Annotated in this window: 16 protein-coding genes; 9 read left to right on the top strand and 7 right to left on the bottom strand. The window is 70.6% G+C overall.

Annotation, left to right across the window (positions count from 1 at the left end; all coding sequences use genetic code 11):
* Nucleotides 1-71: 71 nt before the first annotated feature.
* Complete coding sequence (locus Ate02nite_RS45855) at nucleotides 72-698, bottom strand: hypothetical protein (protein ID WP_203814265.1); 627 nt, start codon at nucleotides 696-698, stop codon at nucleotides 72-74.
* A 77-nt stretch (nucleotides 699-775) separates the two neighbouring features.
* Between Ate02nite_RS45855 and Ate02nite_RS45850 the strand changes: the two genes are divergently transcribed.
* From Ate02nite_RS45850 to Ate02nite_RS45840, 3 genes are read left to right on the top strand one after another with little or no spacing between them, the layout of a single operon-like run.
* A complete protein-coding gene (locus tag Ate02nite_RS45850) occupies nucleotides 776-3,406 on the top strand; it encodes a valine--tRNA ligase (protein ID WP_203814264.1) in 2,631 nt (876 codons plus the stop codon).
* A 13-nt stretch (nucleotides 3,407-3,419) separates the two neighbouring features.
* The gene (locus Ate02nite_RS45845; protein WP_203814263.1) at nucleotides 3,420-4,745 is read left to right on the top strand and encodes a bifunctional folylpolyglutamate synthase/dihydrofolate synthase; all 1,326 of its coding nucleotides are present in this window, start codon (nucleotides 3,420-3,422) and stop codon (nucleotides 4,743-4,745) included.
* Nucleotides 4,742-5,095: a DUF4233 domain-containing protein gene (locus Ate02nite_RS45840; protein ID WP_203814262.1), complete on the top strand. Its 354-nt coding sequence runs from the start codon at nucleotides 4,742-4,744 to the stop codon at nucleotides 5,093-5,095. Before Ate02nite_RS45845 ends, Ate02nite_RS45840 begins: the two co-directional genes overlap by 4 nt.
* A gap of 5 nt (nucleotides 5,096-5,100) precedes the next feature.
* On the opposite strand, the gene Ate02nite_RS49650 is transcribed toward Ate02nite_RS45840, so the two are convergent.
* Entirely contained in the window at nucleotides 5,101-7,257 is a 2,157-nt protein-coding gene (locus Ate02nite_RS49650) for a VOC family protein (protein WP_275423004.1), read from the bottom strand.
* 205 nt (nucleotides 7,258-7,462) lie between these two features.
* On the opposite strand from Ate02nite_RS49650, the gene ndk reads away from it, so the two are divergent.
* Entirely contained in the window at nucleotides 7,463-7,879 is a 417-nt protein-coding gene (gene ndk / locus Ate02nite_RS45830; RefSeq protein ID WP_203814261.1) for a nucleoside-diphosphate kinase, read from the top strand.
* A gap of 10 nt (nucleotides 7,880-7,889) precedes the next feature.
* Here the strand turns inward: ndk and Ate02nite_RS45825 are convergent, their stop codons facing one another.
* From Ate02nite_RS45825 to Ate02nite_RS45810, 4 genes are read right to left on the bottom strand one after another with little or no spacing between them, the layout of a single operon-like run.
* Nucleotides 7,890-8,675, bottom strand: a complete 786-nt coding sequence (locus tag Ate02nite_RS45825) for an ABC transporter permease (protein ID WP_203814260.1) — start codon at nucleotides 8,673-8,675, stop codon at nucleotides 7,890-7,892.
* Nucleotides 8,672-9,427 (bottom strand): ABC transporter permease, encoded by a 756-nt coding sequence (locus Ate02nite_RS45820; protein ID WP_203814259.1) that lies wholly within the window; start codon nucleotides 9,425-9,427, stop codon nucleotides 8,672-8,674. Before Ate02nite_RS45820 ends, Ate02nite_RS45825 begins: the two co-directional genes overlap by 4 nt.
* Nucleotides 9,428-9,438: 11 nt before the next feature.
* Nucleotides 9,439-10,416, bottom strand: a complete 978-nt coding sequence (locus tag Ate02nite_RS45815) for an ABC transporter ATP-binding protein (RefSeq protein WP_239148197.1) — start codon at nucleotides 10,414-10,416, stop codon at nucleotides 9,439-9,441.
* A gap of 30 nt (nucleotides 10,417-10,446) precedes the next feature.
* Nucleotides 10,447-11,457 (bottom strand): ArsR/SmtB family transcription factor, encoded by a 1,011-nt coding sequence (locus tag Ate02nite_RS45810; protein WP_203814258.1) that lies wholly within the window; start codon nucleotides 11,455-11,457, stop codon nucleotides 10,447-10,449.
* 59 nt (nucleotides 11,458-11,516) lie between these two features.
* Between Ate02nite_RS45810 and Ate02nite_RS45805 the strand changes: the two genes are divergently transcribed.
* From Ate02nite_RS45805 to Ate02nite_RS45795, 3 genes are all read left to right on the top strand, one after another.
* A complete protein-coding gene (locus tag Ate02nite_RS45805) occupies nucleotides 11,517-13,049 on the top strand; it encodes an alkaline phosphatase D family protein (RefSeq protein ID WP_203814257.1) in 1,533 nt (510 codons plus the stop codon).
* 247 nt (nucleotides 13,050-13,296) lie between these two features.
* The gene (gene ileS / locus Ate02nite_RS45800) at nucleotides 13,297-16,425 is read left to right on the top strand and encodes an isoleucine--tRNA ligase (protein WP_203814256.1); all 3,129 of its coding nucleotides are present in this window, start codon (nucleotides 13,297-13,299) and stop codon (nucleotides 16,423-16,425) included.
* A 145-nt stretch (nucleotides 16,426-16,570) separates the two neighbouring features.
* Complete coding sequence (locus Ate02nite_RS45795; protein WP_203814255.1) at nucleotides 16,571-17,245, top strand: lysophospholipid acyltransferase family protein; 675 nt, start codon at nucleotides 16,571-16,573, stop codon at nucleotides 17,243-17,245.
* Here the strand turns inward: Ate02nite_RS45795 and Ate02nite_RS45790 are convergent.
* Nucleotides 17,242-18,414, bottom strand: coding sequence for a hypothetical protein (locus Ate02nite_RS45790; protein WP_203814254.1), 1,173 nt, complete (start codon nucleotides 18,412-18,414; stop codon nucleotides 17,242-17,244). The two genes, Ate02nite_RS45795 and Ate02nite_RS45790, sit on opposite strands and share 4 nt — an antisense overlap.
* Nucleotides 18,415-18,513: 99 nt before the next feature.
* On the opposite strand from Ate02nite_RS45790, the gene Ate02nite_RS45785 reads away from it, so the two are divergent.
* Both Ate02nite_RS45785 and Ate02nite_RS45780 read left to right on the top strand, forming a co-directional pair.
* Nucleotides 18,514-19,368, top strand: coding sequence for an alpha/beta fold hydrolase (locus Ate02nite_RS45785; RefSeq protein WP_307873305.1), 855 nt, complete (start codon nucleotides 18,514-18,516; stop codon nucleotides 19,366-19,368).
* Nucleotides 19,369-19,390: 22 nt separating this feature from the next.
* The gene (locus Ate02nite_RS45780) at nucleotides 19,391-21,886 is read left to right on the top strand and encodes a SpoIIE family protein phosphatase (protein WP_239148196.1); all 2,496 of its coding nucleotides are present in this window, start codon (nucleotides 19,391-19,393) and stop codon (nucleotides 21,884-21,886) included.
* The last annotated feature ends 9 nt before the right edge of the window (nucleotides 21,887-21,895 follow it).

Below are 21,895 nucleotides of genomic sequence, written 5' to 3'. Positions count from 1 at the left end.
GAGAAGGCCCACCCGGGCAACCGGGTGGGCCTTTTTGCTGCCCAAAACAAATGGCCCAAAACAAAGCAAACTCAGCGGCTTTCCACCGCGGTGCGGATCTGCTGGAACAGCGGGGCCGCTTCGGCGACCGTGCGGTTCGGGAACATCGCCAAGGCGAGGCTGCCGTGGTCGGCCCAGCCGCAGACCGGCAGCTCGCCGGCGTCCGACTTCGTGGTGCCGCACTTCATCGTGCCGCCCAGGTCGCCGGCTTCTACCTCATGGATGCCGGTGACCGAGCCCTCGTTGTCGGAGATCAGGTCGAAGGCCGTATCGAGGTCGTCCTCGGGTGTCCAGAACAGGGTCGTGCCGCCGAAGAACAGGACGTTCTTGTTGGCGCCGCCGTCCTGGTAGACCGCGGCGACCGTCTTGTCGAGATCGACCTCGGCCGCGAGCGCGGTCTGCAGGTAGTCGGCGGTGGACTTGGCGTCCTCGGACTGGTCCAGGGTCAGTGAGCCGATCGTGTCGGGAGTGGCCAGCTTCGCGTCCTTCTGGGACGAGATCTGCCAGGCGGTCCAGCCCAGCACGCCGGCGCCGCCGACCGCCACGACCAGTAGGGAGGAAAGGACGATCATGCGGGCCTTCGACCTCGGGCGGGGAGCCTGCTCGGGCTGCTCCTCGGTGAGCTCGACGGGGCCGATGTCGATCGGGGCGTCGGACATTGCGCGAGCGTAGCAATCCACCCCCGGGGGAGGAGGTGCGAATTCGGGTTCGGCGCGGGCGTCCGTAGACTTGTCGGGTGACCGATACGACCGAGACCCGCACCCCCGACAGCCGGCCCACCGGTGGCCTCTCCGCCCAGTACCAGCCGGGCGAGGTAGAGCAGCGGCGGTACGAGTCGTGGGTATCGGCGGGCTACTTCACGGCCGACCCGACGAGCGACAAGCCGGCCTTCTCGATTGTCATCCCCCCGCCCAACGTGACCGGCTCGCTGCACGTCGGCCACGCCCTCGACCACACCATCCAGGACACCCTTTCCCGCCTCAAGCGGATGCAGGGCTTCGAGGTGCTGTGGCTGCCCGGCATGGACCACGCCGGCATCGCCACCCAGAACGTCGTGGAGCGTCAGCTCGCCGCGCAGCAGCTGTCCCGGCACGACCTCGGCCGGGAGAAGTTCGTGGCGAAGGTCTGGGAGTGGAAGGCCCAGTCCGGCGGCGCGATCCTCGGCCAGATGCGCCGGCTCGGCGACTCGGTCGACTGGTCGCGCGAGCGGTTCACGATGGACGAGGGCCTGTCCCGGGCCGTGCAGACCATCTTCAAGCGGCTGTACGACGATTCGCTGATCTACCGGGCCAACCGGATCATCAACTGGTGTCCGCGCTGTCTAACCGCGCTCAGCGACATCGAGGTGGAGCACACCGACGACGACGGCGAGCTGGTCTCGATCCGGTACGGCGACGGGGCCAACGCGATCGTGGTCGCCACCACCCGGGCCGAGACGATGCTGGGCGACACCGCGGTGGCCGTGCACCCCGACGACGAGCGCTACAAGCACCTGGTCGGCACCGAGGTGGAGCTGCCGCTGACCGGTCGCCGCATCCCGATCGTGGCCGACGAACACGTCGACCCGTCGTTCGGGACCGGTGCGGTCAAGGTGACGCCGGCGCACGACCCCAACGACTTCGAGATCGGGCAGCGGCACCACCTGCCCAGCATCACGATCATGGACGAGCGCGCGGTGGTCACCGTGCCGGGGCCGTTCGAGGGCCTCGACCGGTACGAAGCCCGGCCCGCGGTGGTCGCGGCGCTGCGTGAGGACGGGCGGATCGTCGCCGAGAAGCGGCCCTACGTGCACTCGGTGGGGCACTGCTCGCGCTGCAAGACCACGGTCGAGCCGCGGCTGTCGCTGCAGTGGTTCGTGAACACCGGGCCGCTGGCCAAGGCGGCCGGTGACGCGGTGCGCGACGGGCGGGTCACCATCGAGCCGGCCGAGCTGTCCAAGCGTTACTTCGCCTGGGTCGACAACATGCACGACTGGTGCATCTCGCGTCAGCTGTGGTGGGGTCACCGCATCCCGGTCTGGTACGGCCCGGACGGCGAGGTGGTGTGCGTCGGACCGGACGAGCAGCCGCCCACCGGCGACGGCTGGCACCAGGACGAAGACGTACTCGACACGTGGTTTTCTTCGGCTCTTTGGCCTTTCTCGACGATGGGCTGGCCGGAGAAGACGCCGGAACTCGACAAGTTCTATCCGACAAGCGTGCTGGTCACCGGCTACGACATCCTGTTCTTCTGGGTCGCCCGGATGATGATGTTCGGGCTGTACGCGATGGACGACGTGCAGCCGTTCGAGGTGGTCAACCTGCATGGCATGGTCCGCGACGGGCACGGCAAGAAGATGTCGAAGTCGTTCGGCAATGTGGTCGACCCGCTGGACTGGATCGAGCGGTACGGCGCCGACGCCACCCGGTTCACTCTCGCGCGGGGTGCCAACCCCGGTTCCGACGTGCCGATCAGCGAGGACTGGTGCCAAGGCTCCCGCAATTTCTGCAACAAGCTCTGGAACGCCACCCGGTTCGCGCTGATGAACGGTGCGACGGTCGAGGGCCCGCTGCCCGATGTGTCGGAACTGTCAGCCATCGACAAGTGGATCCTGTCCCGGCTGCAGCACGTGGTGGCCGAGGTGGACGAGCAGTTCGCGACGTACGAGTACGCGAAGGTCTGCGACACCCTCTACCACTTCGCCTGGGACGACGTCTGCGACTGGTACCTGGAGCTGAGCAAGCCGGTGCTGGCCGAGGGCAGCGCGACGACCCAGCGGGTCCTGGGCCATGTGCTCGACCAGCTGCTGCGCCTGCTGCACCCGGTCATCCCGTTCGTCACCGAGGAGCTGTGGATCGCTCTCACCGGCGGCGAGACGGTCGTCCGGGCGACGTGGCCGTTGGCTGACAAGGCGCTGATCAACGACGCCGCCGAGGAGGAGCTGGCCGCGCTGCAGAAGGTGGTCACCGAGGTCCGCCGGTTCCGTTCCGACCAGGGCCTCAAGCCCACCCAGCGGGTGACGGCCGCGCTGACCGGCCTCGGCAACGTCGGCATCGACGCGCACGAGCCGCTGATCCGCTCGCTGGCCCGGCTCGACCGGCCGGACGACAGCTTCACGGCCACCGCGACCCTGGCGATCACCGGTGCCATCACCGTCGACCTGGACACCCGGGGCACGATCGACGTGGCCGCCGAGCGGGCCCGCCTGGAGAAGGACCTGGGCGCCGCCGAGAAGGAAGCGGCCCAGTGCCGGGCCAAGCTCGGCAACGATTCCTTCGTCGGAAAGGCCCCCGAACAGGTGGTCGCGAAGATCAAGGACCGCCTGGCCACGGCCGAGGCGGATCTCACGCGAATTGCGGCAGCGCTTTCCGCGTTGCCTACGGCATGAGGAAGACAAGAGCATGAGCGAGTACGACGAGGTAGTGGCCGCGCTGGACAAGCGCGGCTTCACCCGCATGGTGTTCGACATGCGCAAGATCCGGGACCTGATGGACGTGCTGGGCAGCCCGCAGCGGGCGTACCCGGCCATCCACCTGACCGGCACCAACGGCAAGACCAGCACGGCCCGGATGATCGACGCGCTGCTGCGGGCGCACGGCCTGCACACCGGCCGATACACCAGCCCGCACCTGGAGACGGTCCGCGAGCGGATCGCCCTGGACGGCGAGCCGATCTCCGAGGAGCGGATGGTGGCCACCTACGAAGAGGTCGCCCCGCTCGCCGACCTGATCGACGCGCGCAACACCGAACCGCTTACCTACTTCGACATGACGACCGCGATGGCCTATTCGGCCTTCGCGGACGCGCCGGTGGACATCGCAGTGGTCGAGGTGGGCCTGGGCGGCGAGGAGGACGCCACCAACGTGCTCGAGGCCGGGGTCTGCGTGATGACCCCGATCGGGCTCGACCACACCGAATGGCTCGGCGACACCATCGAGGACATCGCCTGGGCCAAGGCCGGCATCATCCACAAGGGCGCCACCGTGATCAGCGCGCTGCAGACCGAGGAGGCCGCTCGGCCGATCCTCGAGCGCTGCGCCGAGATGGGGGCCACTCTGGCCCGCGAGGGCAGTGAGTTCGGGGTGGTCGAGCGCAACCAGGCGGTCGGCGGCCAGGTGCTCACCCTGCAGGGGCTGGGCGGGATCTACGAGGAGATCTTCCTGCCGCTGTTCGGGGCGCACCAGGCGCAGAACGCGGTGCTGGCGCTCGCCGCCGTCGAGGCGTTCCTCGGCGCCGGCAAGGACAAGCAGCTCCAGGCCGACCTGGTCCGGGAAGGCTTCGCCCAGGTCGACTCGCCGGGCCGGCTGGAGCGGGTGCGCAGCGCGCCGACGATCCTGCTGGACGGCGCGCACAACCCGCACGGCATGGCCGCCACGGTCAGCGCGCTGGAGGAGGAGTTCTCCTTCCGGCACCTGGTGGCGGTGGTCGCGGTGCTCGGCGACAAGGACGCGTCCGGCCTGCTCGACCTGCTCGAGCCGGTGGCCGCCCGGATCGTGGTCACCCAGAACAGCTCGCCGCGCTCGATGCCGGTCGACGAGCTCGCCGAGGTGGCGATCGAGCTCTTCGGCGAGGACCGGGTGACCGTCGCGCAGAACATGCCGGACGCGATCGAGGAGGCCGTGGTGATCGCCGAGGAGGACACCTCCGGCGAACTCAGCGGCGTCGGTGTGCTGATCACCGGCTCGGTCGTGACGGTGGCGGACGCACGGAAACTGCTGAAGCGATGACCGAGCAGGCGCCGCGCTCCGGCCTCAAGAACCCCCAGGCAGCGGTACGCGGTCTGGGGGCGGGCACCCTGGTGCTCGAGGCGATCGTGCTGCTCCTGGCCATCCAGCCGATCCGGATCATGGGTGGTCACCTGAGCGGCTGGGGCATCGGAGCGGTGGTCGGGCTGGCCGTGCTGGCCATCCTGCTGGCCGGGATGATGAAACGCCCGTGGGCCTGGCCGGCCGGGGCCGTGCTGCAGGTGCTGCTTGTCGCGTGCGGCCTGCTGCACTGGTCCCTGGCCGTGCTCGGCATCATCTTCGGCGCAGCCTGGGCGTACGCCGCCTATGTTCGTAAATCGATCCTGGGCTGACCGCCTCAGCGGGTGGCCCGCCACTGGGTGATCGCGATGTTGTGGTCGTCCGGGTCGCGGAAGGTGGCCGACCACAGCTCGAGCCGGTCGCCCCGGTTCACCGGCTGGGGCGGGTGCACGAAAGTCACGCCCTTTGCGGACAGCTCGGCGTACACCGCTTCGACGTCGCCCACCTCGAGGTTCAGGTAGATCAGCCGGCCCGCCTCGGCGGACAGGCCGCTCACCGTGCGCAGGACCAGCCGGGTGTCGCCGGAGGCGAGCACGGCGCTGCCGTCGCCGCTGTCGATCTTGTTGAAGCCGAGCGTGTCCTGGTAGAAGGCGACCGACCGGGCCAGATCGGTGACCAGCACCGTGATGCCCACCCCGTAGATGGCGCCGGCCGGGCCGGTCCGGGCGCTCGGGTACGCGGTGATCACGTCGTCCGCGTGCTCGTCGGGCGGCGGGGTGACCGGGGGTGGATCCGACCACGGGCCGGCCTCCGGGGTGTCCCGGGCGGCGGCCGCAGTCGGCGCGGCCGCGGTGTCCGCCTGATCGGGGTGGCCGACCTTCTTGACCGCCGCGAACGCCGCAGCGGCCGCGGCGCCCACCGCGGCGGCTGCGCCGGCGATGACGCCGGGGTGGGCGGCGGAGCGCGCGGCCGCGGACGATTCCTCGTCGTGGGCCGCGTTGGTCATGAACTGAGTGGTCGGCCGGTCGCTGGAGTCGACGATGTCGTCGGCCGGCGATGTCGTCGCGGCCGGAGCGGGCTGCTCCTGGACCGGCGAGGCGATCGGATCCGCCGCCGTGGCGGCCTCGGATCGCGCCGGCGGCGGAGGGAACGGATCGGCGGCCGTGCCGGTGGGTGCCGGCGGCGGAGCGAACGGATCGGCGGTCGCGGCCGGGCTGGTTCGGGCCGGCGGTGGGGCGAACGGATCGTCGGTCACGGCCGGGCCGGTTTGGGCCGGCGGTGGGGCGAACGGATCAACGGTCGCGGCCGGGCTGGTTCGCGCCGGCGGCGGGGGGAACGGATCGTCGGTCACGGCCGGGCTGGTTCGGGGCGGCTCGGGGTCGCCGTCGAGGGGCAGGTCGAGCGGGTCCCAGTCGGTCCGCGGCGGCTGGGCGGCCGGGCGCCGCGTGGACGGCTCGGGTGCGACGGGCGGCGGCTGCACCGGTTCCGGGGCGGTCGGGAAGGCGCTCGTCGGCGACGGCGTCGCGGTCGTCGCGGCGGCGGTCGGCTCGGGACGCCGCAGCGGCTCGGGGGCCGGTTCCGGGTCGTCGAGCGGCAGGTCCACCGGCGTCTCGGCGGGAAGGTCGGCGGGCGGTGCGGTGCGCTGCGCCGGGGCCGCGAACTCCTGGTCGGCGGCCGGCGCGGCGGCGGTGGTCTCCGGTTCGGCCGTGGCGGTGGCGGTGCCACCTCGGCGGTGCGGGCTCGGCCGCCCACCGGCGGGACGGCTCGCGGCGGCACCGGCAGCGGCTCCCGCCGCGGCACCTGCGGCAGTTCCCGCCGCGGCGGCGGCGCCGGGGGCCGACGCGCCCGGGGCCCGGCGGGGCAGCGGCTGCGCGGTCTCGTCGTGGTCGACCAGCTCGCCCTCGAGGATGGTGCCCTCGGGCGTGTGGTGCACGACGACCGTCTCGGCGCCGGGCGGCGGGGGCGGCGGCGGCTCGTCGACCGGGTCCCACTGGCGGTCCCGGGTCGTCCACGGCGGCGGTTCCGGGTCGCCCAGCAGATCGTTGTCGAGGTCGTCGGTGAGGTCCTGGTCGTAGACGGTGAGCGGCACCGGCGGCGGGTCCTCGCCGCGCTCGTGCGGGGTCGCCTCGTCCCAGTTGATGCGGACCCGGCGCATGTCGTCGACGTCGACGGTGATCGGGAGCGTGTCGCCGATCACCGGCCACTTCACCACCGGCACCCGCGGTTCCCGAATGACCACCTCGGAGGTGGGCAGGCCCGGCGCGACCACCACGGCCTGAATCTCGGCGCGCCCGTAGACGGCCGACGAGGTGGGTGGCGGCGAGATCGCCCGGACCTCAGCCGTGCCGGTGACCCAGGCGCGGGCACCGCGCCGCACCACATTGACCATGCCCAGTGCGATGGAGAGGGCGAGCACGGCCAGGCCGAACACCACCACCCCCCAGCTGGACATGCCGAGGCCGAGCGCCACGACGAAGACGGCGATGGTGCCCATGACGGCCGCCACCAGCTTGCGCGCTGGTGCGATAGGACGGCCGGTCTGGTTTGCCAATGTGGACCTCCCGCTGTTCACGTCAGGTTATTGCCCGTCCCCGTCCGAGCGAAAGTGCGGTAGTCCCGGCGTTGCCGCCTGCCGCAAACCTGGTACCGATAGGCTGAACCTCGCGCGTGTTGCCGCACAGCTAGTTCTGGAGGACTTCGTGACCAGCCCCATCGAGCGTTCCCTCGTGCTCGTCAAGCCCGACGCGGTGCGCCGCGGCCTGCTCGGCGAGATCATCTCGCGTTTCGAGCAAAAGGGTCTGGCGATCGAGGCGATGGAGCTGCGCTCGATGGATGCGAGCCTGGCCGACCAGCACTACGCCGACCACGTGGAGAAAGCGTTCTACCCGCCGCTGAAGGAGTTCATGACCAGCGGCCCGCTGGTGGCCCTGGTGCTCGGCGGCGACCAGGTGATCGAGGTGGTCCGCGCGATGATCGGCGCGACCGACGGCCGCAAGGCGGCCGCCGGCACGATCCGCGGCGATCTCTCCCTGTCCAACCGGGAAAACCTGGTGCACGCCTCCGACTCGCCGGAGAGCGCGGCCCGCGAGCTGGCGCTCTGGTTCCCCAAGCTCTGATCTTTCCGCGCTACAGCGTCTCCAGGCTCGCCGTCCGGCGCGACTCGAACTCGAAGACTTTGAGAAGCACGGCGGCGAGCACCGCGTAACCGAGGCCGACAAGCGCCTCCCGGCCCAGCTGCGGCCCGGCCGCCGACCAGCCCTGCCCGGCGGCGAACTGCCGGGCCGCCTCGGCCGCGTGGGTGATCGGCAGGTACTGCCCGGTCGTCGCCATCCAGCCGGGCAGGTTGGCCCGGGGCACGTTCACGCCGGTGAGCAGCATCAGCAGGGCCACCGCGACGTTGGAGATCACCCACACGTCGCGGAAGCGCAGGCCGAGCGCGCCCAGCGTGAGCCCGAAGAAGGCGGACGCCAGCGAGCCGATCGCCATCGCGGTCAGCAGGCCGGGCACCGCCCCGATCGGGATCCGCAGGCCGAGCATCAGCGCGCTCACGCTGAGCGTGAACACCGCGATGAATAGGCCGTTCGCCCCGTACGGCAAGGCCCGGCCGAGGAACACGGCGGTGCGGCTGCGCGGGGACAGCAGCACGTGGCCGAGCGTGCCGTAGCGCCGCTCGTTGCCGACCGCGAGGGTGCCGCCGAACACCCCGGCCAGCGTGGCCGCCAGCACCGCGTTGCCGACCAGGTAGAAGCGGTCGTCGGCGACCTGCAACTGGCGGCCCAGGTAGGCGAAGAACAGCAGCTGGAACAGCGGCCCGATCAGCAGGGTGCCGATGAAGATGCTCGGCCTGGTCCAGTTGAACAGGGCCCGGTAGGCGATCACGCCGCCCACGGTCATCAAACGGATCGTCTTCATGCGAGAGCCAGGGTCGCGGTGGCACGAGCGCGGCGTTCGACGTACGTCAGGGCGAAGCTCCCCAGAATGAGGCAGACGATGCTGATGGCGAGGCAGATGCCGGCCGAAGGCCACACCGGCCCGCCGGTGGTGGCCTCGCGCAAAGCGCGGGCCCCCCAGGTGGTCGGCAGCACCGCGGCGATCGGGCCGGTCCAGGCGGGCAGCACGGTGATCGGGACCAGCATCCCGGAGACCAGCCAGATCGGGTATTCAAGGGCGTTGGTCAGTGCGTTCGCGTTGCGCATCAGCACGAAGGTGGCGGCCAGCAGCAGCCCGAACATGCCGAGCGCCACGATGCAGACCACCGCCGCGACCACGAACGCGGCCGGGTGCACGAAGTCGAGCCGGATGCCGTAGAGCAGCCGGCCCCAGGCCAGGGTGGCGAGCAGCGAGTAGGCGCCGGTCAGGCCGGTGGCCAGGGTGATCGGCAGGATCACCAGCACCGGCCGCCGGGGCGCCAGCATGATCATTTCGAGGGTGCCCTGCCAGCGCTGGTTCTGGATGGCGCCGCCCGAGCCGAACAGCACCGAGGACCAGACGCCCATCAGGCCGGCCCCGACCGCCGCCTCGATCAGCCGGTGCTGCTCGCCGCCCGAGCGGAACAGGTAGACCGCCAGGGTGGCCTGCACGATCGGTACGACCATGGCGATCGCCACCTCGAGCGGGGAGCGGCTGATCTGCTTGATGTGGGTGATCGTGCCCAACAGCAGCATGCGCAGCGTCCTCAAGAGGAGCTCACGATCGCTACGTACGCGTCTTCGAGGGTGGGCTCCCGGCTGGAGACCCGGCCGAGCCGGATGCCGGCCAGTTCGCGCAGGATGTCGCTCTGCACGTCGACGTGCGCGTCGGACTGGACGGTGAGCAGCTGCAGCGCGCCCCGTTCCTCGACCGCGGTCTCCCGCACCCCGGGCAGTCCGCGCAGCGCGGAGACGGCGGTGTCCGGCACGCCGTACGCCTCCACCTCGACCACCCGGCGGCCGTCCGCCCGGTGCCGCAGCTCGGCCGGGGTGCCGAGGGCCTGGATCCGGCCGTCGGCGATCACCGCGATCCGGTCGCACAGCTCGTCGGCCTCGGCCATGTAGTGCGTGGTCAGCAGCACGGTGGTGCCGCCGGCGGCCAGGTCGGCGACGGTGCGGCGCAGCTCGCGGGCGGCCACCGGGTCGACCCCGATCGACGGCTCGTCCAGGAACAACACCTCGGGGGCGTGCAGCAGGCCGCGGGCGATGTGCAGCCGCTGGCGCATGCCGCGCGAGTAGCCCTCGACCCGCTCGCGCTCCCGGCCGGCCAGGCCGACCAGGTCGAGCAGCTCGGCGATCCGGCGCTTCTGGTCGCGCGGGGCCACGCCGTACAGCTCGGCGAAGTACCGCAGGTTGTCGAGAGCGGACAGCCGCTCGTAGAGGCCGCGGTCGCCGCCGAACACGTAGCCGATCCGGCGGCGTACCTCCCGGGTCTGCCGGACCACGTCCTGGCCGCACACCACCGCCGTGCCGGAAGTGGGGATGAGCAGGGTGTTCAGCATTTTGATGGTGGTGGTCTTGCCGGCGCCGTTCGGGCCGAGGAGGCCGAACAGCTCGCCGCGCCGGACCGTGAAGGACACTCCGCGCACCGCGTCCACCTCGGTGCGGCGCGGTCGCAGCCATCCGGTCCGCCCCCGATAGGTGCGGCGTAACTGATCGGCCTCGATGGCGTACTCGCTCCCCATGGGCCGGAACGCTAGGGGGAGAACGCGGGCCTAGGAAACGAATTCGGCTCCGGCCGAATCTCCGCCGAGCAGGTTGACCAGTGCGATCCCGGCCGGTTCCAGGCCGTAGAGGACGCGGCGCCCGGCCCGGCGGCGATGCACGACCCCGGCGGCCTGCAGGCCGGCCAGGTGTTCGGAGACCGTGCTGGGGGCCAGGCCGAGCGCGGTGGCCAGCCCGGTCGTGGAGGCCGGCACGGTCAGCGCGCGCAGCACGGCGGCCCGGCCCCGGCCGACCAGGATGGCCAGCCGGTCGTCGGCGTGCGGTGCGGGTGCCGCGGCGAGCAGGGCGGAGCCGCGCGACTGGTAGGTCACCATGATCACGTCGGGATGGTCGGACGAGCAGCTCAGCGCCCCGCGCGAGAAGATCAGCGGCACCAGCAGCAGGCGCTGGTCGACCGCCTCGAAGGAATACTGGAGCGGCTTGACCAGGGTCAGCACTGGCGGTTCCCAGCGGATCCGCTCGTGCAGCTGGGCGAGCAGGGCGTCCGGGCCGTCGGCGGCCAGCGCCCGCGCCCGTAGCAGCACCTCCTCGTCCAGCGCGGCGCGCATGGCCGGCCAGTGCGGTGCGATCGCCGCGTCCCAGTACGCGGCGATGCCGTCGGCGAGTCGGTTCAGCGCCGCCTCGCGATCGTCGCGGAATGGGCGCAGCAGCTCGGGGACGTCGCCGTTCGGGTAGTACTTCGCGAATTGCTCGGCGATGACCTCGGCGGGCGTGACGCGGAACCGGTCCAACTGCTCGCCGATGGTCGAGACGGCGGTCTCCGGGATCGGGTCGAGGAAGTCCGGCGAGCTCGCCGGCAGTTGCAGATAGAGCGAAACCGGCGCGGTCGCGGGGACGGTCCGCAGGATCTCCCGGGCCCGCAGCGCCCAGGTGTCATAGGGCCACGGCGCTCCGGCCGGGTTGCGCTGCAGCAGGAACAGGCTGCACACGACCTCGGCGAACGGGCTGATCGCGATCCGGGTGCGGGCCAGCGTCGGTTCATCGAGCTCGATGCGGATCACGGGGTGAAGTTTAGGGAACGGCTACTCGCAGGCCACGTCCGATCGATAGGCATCAGGGTATGACCTCGATCTCGCGACGCAATCTGCTGCGCGCCGGTGCCGTCGGCCTGGCCGGCAGCGCTCTTCTCGAAGCTCCCGCGTTCTCCTCGGCCGGCGTGCGGCCGCTGCTCACGCACGGCGTGCAGAGCGGCGACGCCACCGCCGACTCGGCCATCGTGTGGAGCCGGGCCGACCGCCCGGCGCGGCTCTGGGTGCAGGTGAGCCGCCGGCCCGACCTGCGCGGTGCCCGCCTGCTGCGCGGTCCGGTGGTCACCCCGGACACCGACTTCGCCGGCAAGCTGCGGCTGCGCAATCTGCCGGCCGACTCCAAGATCTACTACCGGGTGCGGGCCGAGAGCCTGGACCGGCCCGGCCTCTACGGTTCGTCGCTGGACGGCTCGCTGTCGACCGCCCCGGTGCGACGGCAGGACATTCGGTTCGTCTGGACCGGTGACGTGGTCGGTCAGGGCTGGGGCATCGATCCGGCGTACGGCGGCCTGAAGCTCTTTGAATCGATGCGCCGCAGGCGCCCGGACTTTCTGCTGCACTCGGGCGACACCGTTTACGCCGATGGGCCGCTCACCGAGACCGTGACGCTGCCGGACGGCCGGATCTACCGCAACCTGGTGACCGAGGAGAAGCTCAAGGTCGCCGAGACGCTCAAGGAGTACCGCGGGCAGTACGCCTACAACCTGCTGGACGAGCACTACAAGCGGTTCGCCGCCGAGGTCGCCCAGATCAACCAGTGGGACGACCACGAGGTGCGCAACAACTGGTTCCCGGGGCAGATCCTGGACGACGCCCGGTACACCGAGAAGTCGGTCGACGTGCTCGCCGGCCGCGCCCACCAGGCCTATCACGAGTGGACGCCGATTCCGGGGCAGAGCGGCCCGGTCTATCGCAAGCTCTCCTACGGCCCGCTGCTCGATGTGTTCATCCTCGACATGCGGACCTTCAAAGACCCCAACGACGGCAATACGTACGCCGATCCGCAGCGCGGTCTGCTCGGGCGGGAGCAGCGCGAGTGGCTGATCCGCGGTCTCCGCCGGTCGACGGCCACCTGGAAGATCATCGCGAACGACCTGCCGCTCGGCCTGGTCGTGCCGGACGGCGCGGCCGCGCAGGAGGGTGTCGCGCAGGGTGACAACGGCGCGCCGAAGGGTCGCGAGCTCGAGTTCGCCCAGGTGTTGCTGGACGCGCACCGGCACCACGTGAGCGGGATCGTGCTGCTCACCGCGGACGTGCACTACACCGCGGCCCAGCACTACGACCCGTCCCGGGCTGCGATCGGGGACTTCACGCCGTTCTGGGAGTTCGTCTCCGGTCCGGCGCACGCCGGTGCGTTCGGCCCGAACGCGCTGGATGGCACGTTCGGCCCGAAAACCGAGTTCGTGCACGCCCCGCCGGTCGCCAACACCTCGCCGGCCGACGGCTACCAGCACTTCGGCGAGGTCGAGATCGACGGGCACTCGGGCGACCTGACGGTGTACCTGCGCGACCGCGAAGGGGTCTCGCTCTGGTCCACCACGCTGGCCGCACCTCGGCGGAGGTAATCCGGGTGAAGGAATCCCGGGGTGGCCGGTATCGTTGTGCCCACGCAGGCACTGAACCGGCCATCACCGGGGAGCCTCCGGAAGAACGAGCCCTCGGGCTTCAGTAGAACCGGGCGGATCGGACCGCGCATCGTAAATCCGGCGAACGAGCGGGCGTCTCCATGACGCCAAGCGAGGTGGTACCGCGGGCCGCAGAGGCTCGTCCTCGCAGTCGCATCTGTTGACTGCATCGAGGAGAACCGCCGACATGGCCTATCCCAAGCACACCGACGCCACGGGCGTACCGGCCAGCCCGGACCTGCCCGCGGTCGAGCGCGCCGTGCTCGACCACTGGGCGGCCGACAAGACCTTCGAGGCGTCCGTCGCGCGTAACCCGGCCGGCGAGAACGGCAGCAACGAGTACGTCTTCTACGACGGACCGCCGTTCGCCAACGGCCTGCCGCACTACGGACACCTCTTCACCGGGTACGTGAAGGACCTGGTGCCGCGCTACCAGACGATGCGCGGCAAGCACGTGGAACGCCGCTTCGGCTGGGACACGCACGGCATGCCCGCCGAGATCGAGGCGGAGAAGCAGCTCGGCATCACCACCAAGGCGCAGATCGTCGACCTGGGCATCGACAAGTTCAACGAGGCCTGTCGCACGTCCGTGCTGGCCTACACCAAGGACTGGGAGGGGTACGTCACCCGGCAGGCCCGGTGGGTGGACTTCGAGAACGACTACAAGACGCTCGACCCCAGTTACATGGAGTCGGTCATGTGGGCGTTCAAGACGCTGTCCGACAAGGGCCTGGTCTACGAAGGCTTCCGGGTGCTCGCGTACTGCTTCCGGTGCGAGACGCCGCTGTCGAACACCGAGACCCGGATGGACGACGTCTACCGGGACCGCACCGACCAGGCGGTGACCGTCACGTTCCGGCTGGACAGCGGCGAGGACATCGCGGTGTGGACGACCACGCCGTGGACGCTGCCGTCCAACCTGGCGCTGGCCGTCGGACCCGACATCGAGTACGCGGTGCTGCAGAACGGCGAGGGTCGCAAGCTCATCGTGGGGGCGACACGGCTCACGGCGTACGCGAAGGAATTGGAAGGTTTTGATCGGGTTGGTTCGGTCTTCGGGCGGGACCTGGCCGGGCGTCGGTACACGCCGATGTTCGACTTCCTGGTCGAGGCCGGTGGACCCAACGCCTTCCAGGTGCTGGCGGCCGATTACGTCACCGACGAGGACGGCACCGGGGTCGTGCACCAGGCGCCGGCCTTCGGTGAGGACGACCAGAACGTCTGCAACGCGGCCGGCATCCCGACCGTGGTGGCGGTCGACGAGCACGCCCGGTTCACCTCGCTGGTGCCGCCGTACCAGGGTGTGCAGGTCTTCGACTCGAACAAGCCGATCATCGCTTCGCTGCGCGACAAGGGCGTGCTGGTCAAGCAGGAGAGTTACACGCACTCGTACCCGCACTGCTGGCGCTGTGACACCCCGCTGATCTACAAGGCGGTCTCGTCGTGGTTCGTCGCGGTGACGAAGTTCCGGGACCGGATGGTCGAGCTCAACCAGGAGATCACCTGGACGCCGGCGCACATCAAGGAGGGCTCGTTCGGCAAGTGGCTGGCCAACGCCCGGGACTGGTCGATCTCCCGGAACCGGTTCTGGGGCTCGCCGATCCCGGTGTGGAAGTCGGACGATCCCACGTATCCCCGGGTGGACGTCTACGGTTCCTTCGCGGAGCTGGAACGTGACTTCGGGGTCGAGGTCACCGACCTGCACCGGCCGTTCGTCGACGAGCTGACCCGGCCCAACCCGGACGACCCGACCGGCAGGTCGACGATGCGGCGCGTGCCGGAGGTGCTGGACTGCTGGTTCGAGTCCGGCTCGATGCCGTTCGCCCAGGTGCACTACCCGTTCGAGAACAAGGACTGGTTCGAGCACCACTACCCGGGTGACTTCATCGTCGAGTACATCGGGCAGACCCGCGGCTGGTTCTACACCATGCACGTGCTGGCCACGGCGCTGTTCGACCGGCCCGCGTTCCGCAGCTGCCTGAGCCACGGCATCCTGCTGGGCGAGGACGGCCGGAAGATGTCCAAGTCGCTGCGCAACTACCCGGACGTCTACCGGGTGTTCGACAGCTACGGCTCGGACGCGATGCGCTGGATGCTGATGTCGTCGCCGGTGCTGCGGGGTGGGGACATGCCGGTCACCGAGGTCGCGATCCGCGACTCGGTGCGCCAGGTGCTGCTCCCGCTCTGGAACGTCTGGTACTTCTTCAGCCTCTATGCCAACGCTTCTGGCTATGTTGCGAAATTCCGGACAGATTCCAAACACCTGCTTGACCGGTACGTCCTGGCCAAGACCGGTGAACTGGTCACCGACGTGCAGCGGCAGATGGACGAGTACGACATCTCCGGTGCGGCCGCGTCCGTGCGGTCATACCTGGACGCACTGACCAACTGGTACGTGCGCCGTTCGCGGGACCGCTTCTGGGCCGGTGACGAGGATGCGTTCGACACCCTCGCGACCGTGCTCGAGACGGTGTGCCGGGTGGTGGCGCCGCTGGCGCCGCTGACCGTCGAGGAGATCTGGCGCGGCCTGACCGGGGAGCGGTCGGTGCACCTGACCGACTGGCCGTCCGCGGCCGACTTCCCGGCCGACCACGAGCTGGTCGCCTCGATGGACGCGGTGCGGGACGTCGCCTCGGCGGCGCTGTCGCTGCGCAAGGCCCGGGCCCTGCGGGTGCGGCTGCCGCTGGCCAAGCTGACCGTGGCCAGCGCGGACGCCGGCAGGCTGGAAGCCTTCGGCGACCTGCTCTCGGACGAGGTCAACGTCAAGGACGTGGTCTTCACCGACGACGTGGCCGCGTACTGCGAGCAGGTCCTCACCGTCGTGCCGCGGGCCCTCGGCCCGCGTCTCGGCAAGCAGGTCCAGCAGGTCATCCAGGCGGTAAAGAAGGGTGACTGGCAGCTGGTCGACGGCGCGCCGGTCGCGGCCGGGGTCGCCCTGCAGGAGGGGGAGTACGAACTGAAGCTGGTCGCCTCCGACGTGGTGAACTCGGCGCCGTTGCCGGCCGGGGCCGGCGTGGTCGTGCTCGACAGCGTGGTGACGCCGGAGCTGCTGGCCGAGGGGCTGGCCCGGGACGTGATCCGAGTGATCCAGCAGGCCCGCCGGGACGCCGACCTGGACGTCTCGGACCGGATCGCGCTGACCGTGTCGGCCCCCGACATCGTCCGGCTCGCGGTGGATGCTCACCGGGAGTTCGTGGCCGGGGAGACCCTGGCGACGTCGGTCGCGTTCGGTCCGGCCGGATCCGACGGGTCCGGCGGGTTCGCCGGTGAGGTCGGCGACGGCGAGCAGGTAACGGTTTTCGTGCAGCGGGTGTGAATCTGTTAACCCGGCCCGGGCATTTGCCGCCTTCGCGGTGATTGTCCGGGCCGCTTGGCAAGCTCGGCGGGGACTTCCCGGGTGCCTTCCGATAACCTCAGCGTGCCACCCCCACTGCACCACCCCGTACCGGAGGATCCCCAAGTTGCCGCTGCTCTACTCCATCGGCAAAGTCACCGTCGGCAACATTTTGTCGCTCGGCTGGCGTCCGCGCGTCGAGGGCCTCGAGTTCGTGCCCCGCACCGGCGGCGCGATCTTCGCGGGCAACCACCTCTCGGTCGCCGACGAGCTGTTCCTCGGCGCGGTCGTGCCCCGGCACCTGGCCTTCTGGGCCAAGTCCGAATACTTCGACGGCACCGGCCTCAGCGGCTGGTTCACCCGTAACCTGCTCAACGGACTCGGCGCGATCCGGGTCCAGCGGGCCGGCGGCCGGGACGCGCTCGCCGCGTTCGACGGCGCCATCCCGGTGCTCAAGGCCGGCGACTGCGTGGTCGTCTACCCCGAGGGCACCCGCTCGCCCGACGGCCGGCTCTACCGCGGCCGCACCGGCGCGGCCCGGCTCGCCGTCGCGGCCGGCGTCCCGATCATCCCGGTCGGCATGCTCGGCACCGACAAGGTGCAGCCCATCGGCCAGCCGTACCCGATGCCGTTCCGCGGCAAGATCACGGTGAAGTTCGGCAAGCCGATCGACACCACCGGCCGGGCCGACGACCGCACCTCGCTGCGCGCGCTCACCGACGAGATGATGGGCGAGATCCAGAAGCTGACCGGCCAGGAGTACGTGCCGCGCTACGCCCCCGCGAAGCCGACGGCGTCCTAGCCCGGGGTCAGCACCTGGCTGCGCAGGGTGCTGACCAGCTCGGCGCTGTCGCTGATCGAGCGGCGGGTCAGCAGCACGGTGGCCAGGCTGCCGTGGTCGGCCCATGCGCACACCACCACTGAGGAGCCGTCCACCCGGCCGGCGCCGCAGCTCTCGTGCGCGCCGGTCTCGCCCAGGTCGAACGACTGCACCTGGGACAGGTGCAGCTGATCGGTCAGGTTGTCCAGCTGCGCCTGCACGTCCGACTTCGGGGTGAACCGCCAGCCGGTGACGCCGAAGACGGTGACCCGCTTGCCGCGGCTGTCGCCGTAGACGCCGGCGAACGGGGCGCCGTCCGTCGCGGTGGCCCGCAGCTGCTCGGCGAGCCGGTCGGCGGCCCGCTTGCTGGCGTTGTCGTCGCGCAACTCCAGGTCGGAGAAGGACGTCGGCAGCTTGGCGGTCACCGGATACTGCCGGGCCGCCGGGAACTGGAAGTAGGCGAACGGCAGGCCGCAGCAGCAGAGCACGCCGAGCACGGTTAGCAGGGCCAGCCGGCGTCCCCAGCGGCGTTTGCGGCGCGGCGGGGGCAGTGGTCGCTGCGGCGGGCGCGCGGCCCAGGGCGGGACCGGCGGGAGTTGTCCCGGCCGGGTCTGGACCGGCAGGCGATTCGCCGGGGGACGGGCGGCCTGCGCTTGCGCGGCGCGGGCGGCGGCCTGCGTGGCGGCCTGGGTGGCGGCGGCCAGGGCTGCCTGGTTGGCGCGTTCGCGAGCCTTGCGCTCGCGACGGCTGGGCTTGGGCGGAACGGGCGGCCGCTGCGCCGCGGGCGCCGCAGGCGCTTTGGGCGCCGCGACCGGGGCGGGCGTGGGCGGCGGGGGAGCGGCGGGCGGCGGCTCGATGCGGGTCGGTGGCATGGCTGCCGGGTGGTCGAGCTTGGTGGGATCGGTCTCGGCAATTTCCGGTACGGCGGGGAACGGGTCCCATGGCGTGTCCTGACCGGCCCACGGGTCGACGGCCGGGATCGCGGCCCGTTCGTCCGGCTCCGGCCGCCGCCGGTTCCATCGCGACTTCTTCGGCGTGGGCGGCGGCACGACGGCGGACCCGCTCCAGCGAGCCGGGGCGTCCACCGTCGACGACTCCTCGCCGTCCTCGATGCGGGTCGGGTCAAATTCACCCGGCCGGGTGTCGCCCATCGGTCGATCTCCTTCGCTGCCGGTGTGCCGGCCTCCGAAGCCAGGTTAGATGCGGTGCGCCACCAATCAGGAACGGTGCGTTCCGGATTCCAAACCTGAATGCCGGACAACCAGGGCGATGTGCCGGACGGTCTGGAGCCGTATGGTTACCGAGACATGAGAACGACACAGAGAAATGCCGTCACTTTGACCGGGAATGACCTCGGTCAGCCGATGGTGTTCGCTCATGGGTATGGCTGCGACCAGAACATGTGGCGCCTCGTCGCCCCGGCCTTCGCGGACACGTATCGACTTGTCCTGTTTGATCACGTAGGCAACGGTAAATCCGACCTGTCGGCCTACCACGATGACCGCTACTCCACGCTCGACGGTTACGCCGACGACGTACTCGAGATCCTGCACGAGAACGACCTGTGGGACGTCGTCTTCGTCGGCCACTCGGTGAGTTCCATGATCGGCATCATCGCCGCGATCAAGGAGCCGGAGCGCTTCGCCAAGCTGGTCCTCATCGGGCCGTCGCCGCGCTACATCAATGAGCCGGCCGACGGCTACCTCGGCGGCTTTACCCACGCGGACCTGGACTCCCTGCTCGACTCGCTGGACAGCAACTACCTCGGCTGGTCCAGCCAGATGGCCCCGGTCATCATGGGCAACCCCGAGCGACCGGAGCTCGGCGAGGAGCTGACCAACAGCTTCTGCCGCACCGATCCGGAGATCGCCAAGAAGTTCGCGCGCGTTACGTTCCTCGCCGACAATCGCGACGATCTGCTGAAACTTCGTACTCCTTCGTTGATCCTGCAGTGCACGGATGATGTGATCGCTCCGACGTTCGTGGGCGACTACGTTCACAAACACACCGCGGGCAGCACGATGGTGTACATGAATGCGACCGGGCACTGTCCCAATCTCAGTGCTCCGGAAGAAACGATCGACGCGATCAAGTCCTGGCTGTAGAGCACAGAACGTAGAGCGGAACGTGAGTGATTCTGGTGGGCCGGACGTGACCCAGGAGTTACGGCTGCCCTGGGACGATGACCCGGATGACCTGTACGAGCACGCGCCGTGCGGGTATCTGACCACGCTCCCGGACGGCACCATTGTGAAGGTCAATCAGACCTTCCTGGTCTGGACGGGATACACCCGCGCGGAGCTGGTGGGACACCGCCGGTTCCGGGACCTGCTCGGCTCCGGCGGGCAGATCTACCACGAAACCCACTACGCCCCGCTGCTGCGCATGCAGGACGAGGTGCACGAGATGGCCTTCGAGGTGGTCTGCGCGGACAACACCACGCTGCCCACCCTGGTCAACTCGGTGCTGTCCCGCGGGCCGGCCAAGGAGCCGCGGGCCATCCGCACCACAGTCTTCAACGCCACCGAGCGGCGCAGCTACGAGAACGAACTGCTGCACGCCCGCCGCCGCGCGGAAGAGTCGGAACGCCGCGTCCAGGTGCTGCAGGAGATCGTGGCCGACCTGGCCGCGGCGCCCACCGAGGCCGAGGTCGCCGAGGCGGTGGTGCGCGCGCCCGAGCCGGCCTTCGGCGCCGCGAGCAGCAGCATCTATCTGGTCGACGTCGAACGCGACCTGATCGTCGCGGTCTCCTCGACCGACCCGACCACCGGCAACTGGGACGACATGCCGCGCTCCTCGCCGCGTGCCGTGGCTCGGGTGGCCGACCGCGGTGACCTGCACGTGGTCGGCTCGGTCGCCGAGGCCCGGGAACACTTCCCCGACCTGGTCGACAACATGCGCAAGTCGGGCCGCAACACCGTGGTGCTGCTGCCGCTGACCACCGGCGGCTCCGACGAGCGGGTCGGCACCGAGACCCTCGGCGTGCTGGCGTTCAGCTTCACCGGCGAGCGGAAGCTCGGCGACAACGAGCTGCGCGTGGTCCGGCTGCTCGGCCAGCAGGCCGGCCAGGCCCTCGATCGGGCCCGGCTGTACGACGATGCCCGTCGCCGCGAGGAACGCACCACCTTCCTCGGCGAGACCACCCGCACGCTCGACGAACTGCACCGGCTGCTGCCCCGGGCCCGGCGGCTGGTCGACCGGGTGGTGCCGGAGATCGCCGACTGGGCGCTGCTGCAGCTGTCGATCGGCGGCGGGATACACGAGGAGTCCGGCGGCCCGGCGCCCGACCTCGGCCTGCTGGAGCCGGCCGAGCAGCGGGCGATCCGGGCGAGCGTGCCGGTCTTCCCGGCGGCCGGTGATCCGCTCGGGTGCGTGGTGCTGCCACTTACCGCCCGTGGCCGGGTGCTCGGCACGCTGTCGATGCGGATGGCCCCCGACCGCCGGGGCGCCGCGGCCGAGCGGGCTTTCCTGATCGACCTGGCCGACCGGGCCGGCATGGCACTGGAAAATGCCCGGCTCTACGAGCAGGAACGGGAGACCGCCCGCACGCTGCAGCGCAGCCTGCTTGCCGCCGACCTGCCGAGCGGCGACTCCCGGTTCGCGGTGGAGACCCACTACCAAGCGGCCGGGCAAGATCTGGAGGTCGGCGGCGACTGGTTCGACGCCTTCATGATCAACAAAGACCGGCTGGCCATCGCGGTCGGCGACGTGGTCGGCCGGGGGATCGACGCGGCCACCACGATGGGCCAGCTGCGCAGCGCGATCCGGGCGCTGGCCGGCGACGGGGTCGGCCCGGCCCGGCTGCTGGAGGCACTGGACCGGTTCGTCGACCGGGTCGAGACGGCCCGGATGGCGACGGTGGCCTACGCGGAGGTCGACCTGGTCACCGGCGAGCTGGTGTACGCCTGCGCCGGACACCTCCCGCCGCTGTTCCAGGCGCCGGTCGGGATACCGGAGTTCCTCCTGCAGGCACGTTCGGCGCCGCTCGGTTCCCGGGCGGGTGACCTCCGGCGCACCGAGCAGCGGCAGCCGCTGCCGGCCGGCAGTCGTCTGCTGCTCTACACCGACGGGCTGATCGAGCGGCGCACCCGGCCGATCGATAAGGGCTTCGAGGTGCTGGCCCGCGAGTTCGCCCGGCGGCGGGACGCGCCGCTGCCCGGCCTGACCGCCGCGCTGGCCGACCTGCTGGTCGGCCGCGACCACGCGGACGACGTCTGCCTGCTCTGCCTCTCGCTGGGCAGCGAGGAGCGGATCGAGCGGTCCCTCGGCGCCGACCGGATGCAGATCGCGCAGTTACGGTCCGAGCTGCGCGGTTGGCTGGTCGCCCACGGCATCGAGGCGGACTGCCGGGACGCGGTGCTGCTGGCCTGCTCGGAGGCGGTGGCCAACGCGATCGAGCACGGTTACCGGGACGACCCGTTCGGGATGATCGACGTGGTGGGCACGGTGACCGCCGACGCGGTCGAGGTGCGCGTCACCGACCGCGGCACCTGGCGGGGTGCGGTGACCGACGTGGCGCGCGGCCGCGGGCTCCAGCTGATCCGGGAGTCGATGGATCAGGTGCTCTTCGACCGGACCGACGGCACCACGGTCATCATGCGGCGCAGCCGGGGGGACTTGTGACCGACCAGT

Origin of the sequence: Paractinoplanes tereljensis (assembly GCF_016862435.1) — a bacterium.
Taxonomy (GTDB): Bacteria; Actinomycetota; Actinomycetes; order Mycobacteriales; family Micromonosporaceae; genus Actinoplanes; species Actinoplanes tereljensis.
Note: the sequence above shows the minus strand (reverse complement) of the source record. Positions and strands in the feature narration are given on the sequence as shown.

Bases quoted from the DNA above. Each gene is read 5' to 3' on its own strand.
- Ate02nite_RS49650 (WP_275423004.1), bottom strand. From the start codon at position 7,257: ATGGGCACCATCGCCGTCTTCGTCGTGGCGCTCGGCCTCGGCATGTCC.
- Ate02nite_RS45820 (WP_203814259.1), bottom strand. From the start codon at position 9,427: ATGCTGCTGTTGGGCACGATCACCCACATCAAGCAGATCAGCCGCTCC.
- Ate02nite_RS45855 (WP_203814265.1), bottom strand. From the start codon at position 698: ATGTCCGACGCCCCGATCGACATCGGCCCCGTCGAGCTCACCGAGGAG.
- ileS (WP_203814256.1), top strand. From the start codon at position 13,297: ATGGCCTATCCCAAGCACACCGACGCCACGGGCGTACCGGCCAGCCCG.
- Ate02nite_RS45785 (WP_307873305.1), top strand. From the start codon at position 18,514: ATGCCGGACAACCAGGGCGATGTGCCGGACGGTCTGGAGCCGTATGGT.
- Ate02nite_RS45790 (WP_203814254.1), bottom strand. From the start codon at position 18,414: ATGGGCGACACCCGGCCGGGTGAATTTGACCCGACCCGCATCGAGGAC.
- Ate02nite_RS45845 (WP_203814263.1), top strand. From the start codon at position 3,420: ATGAGCGAGTACGACGAGGTAGTGGCCGCGCTGGACAAGCGCGGCTTC.
- Ate02nite_RS45805 (WP_203814257.1), top strand. From the start codon at position 11,517: ATGACCTCGATCTCGCGACGCAATCTGCTGCGCGCCGGTGCCGTCGGC.
- Ate02nite_RS45815 (WP_239148197.1), bottom strand. From the start codon at position 10,416: ATGGGGAGCGAGTACGCCATCGAGGCCGATCAGTTACGCCGCACCTAT.
- Ate02nite_RS45825 (WP_203814260.1), bottom strand. From the start codon at position 8,675: ATGAAGACGATCCGTTTGATGACCGTGGGCGGCGTGATCGCCTACCGG.
- Ate02nite_RS45840 (WP_203814262.1), top strand. From the start codon at position 4,742: ATGACCGAGCAGGCGCCGCGCTCCGGCCTCAAGAACCCCCAGGCAGCG.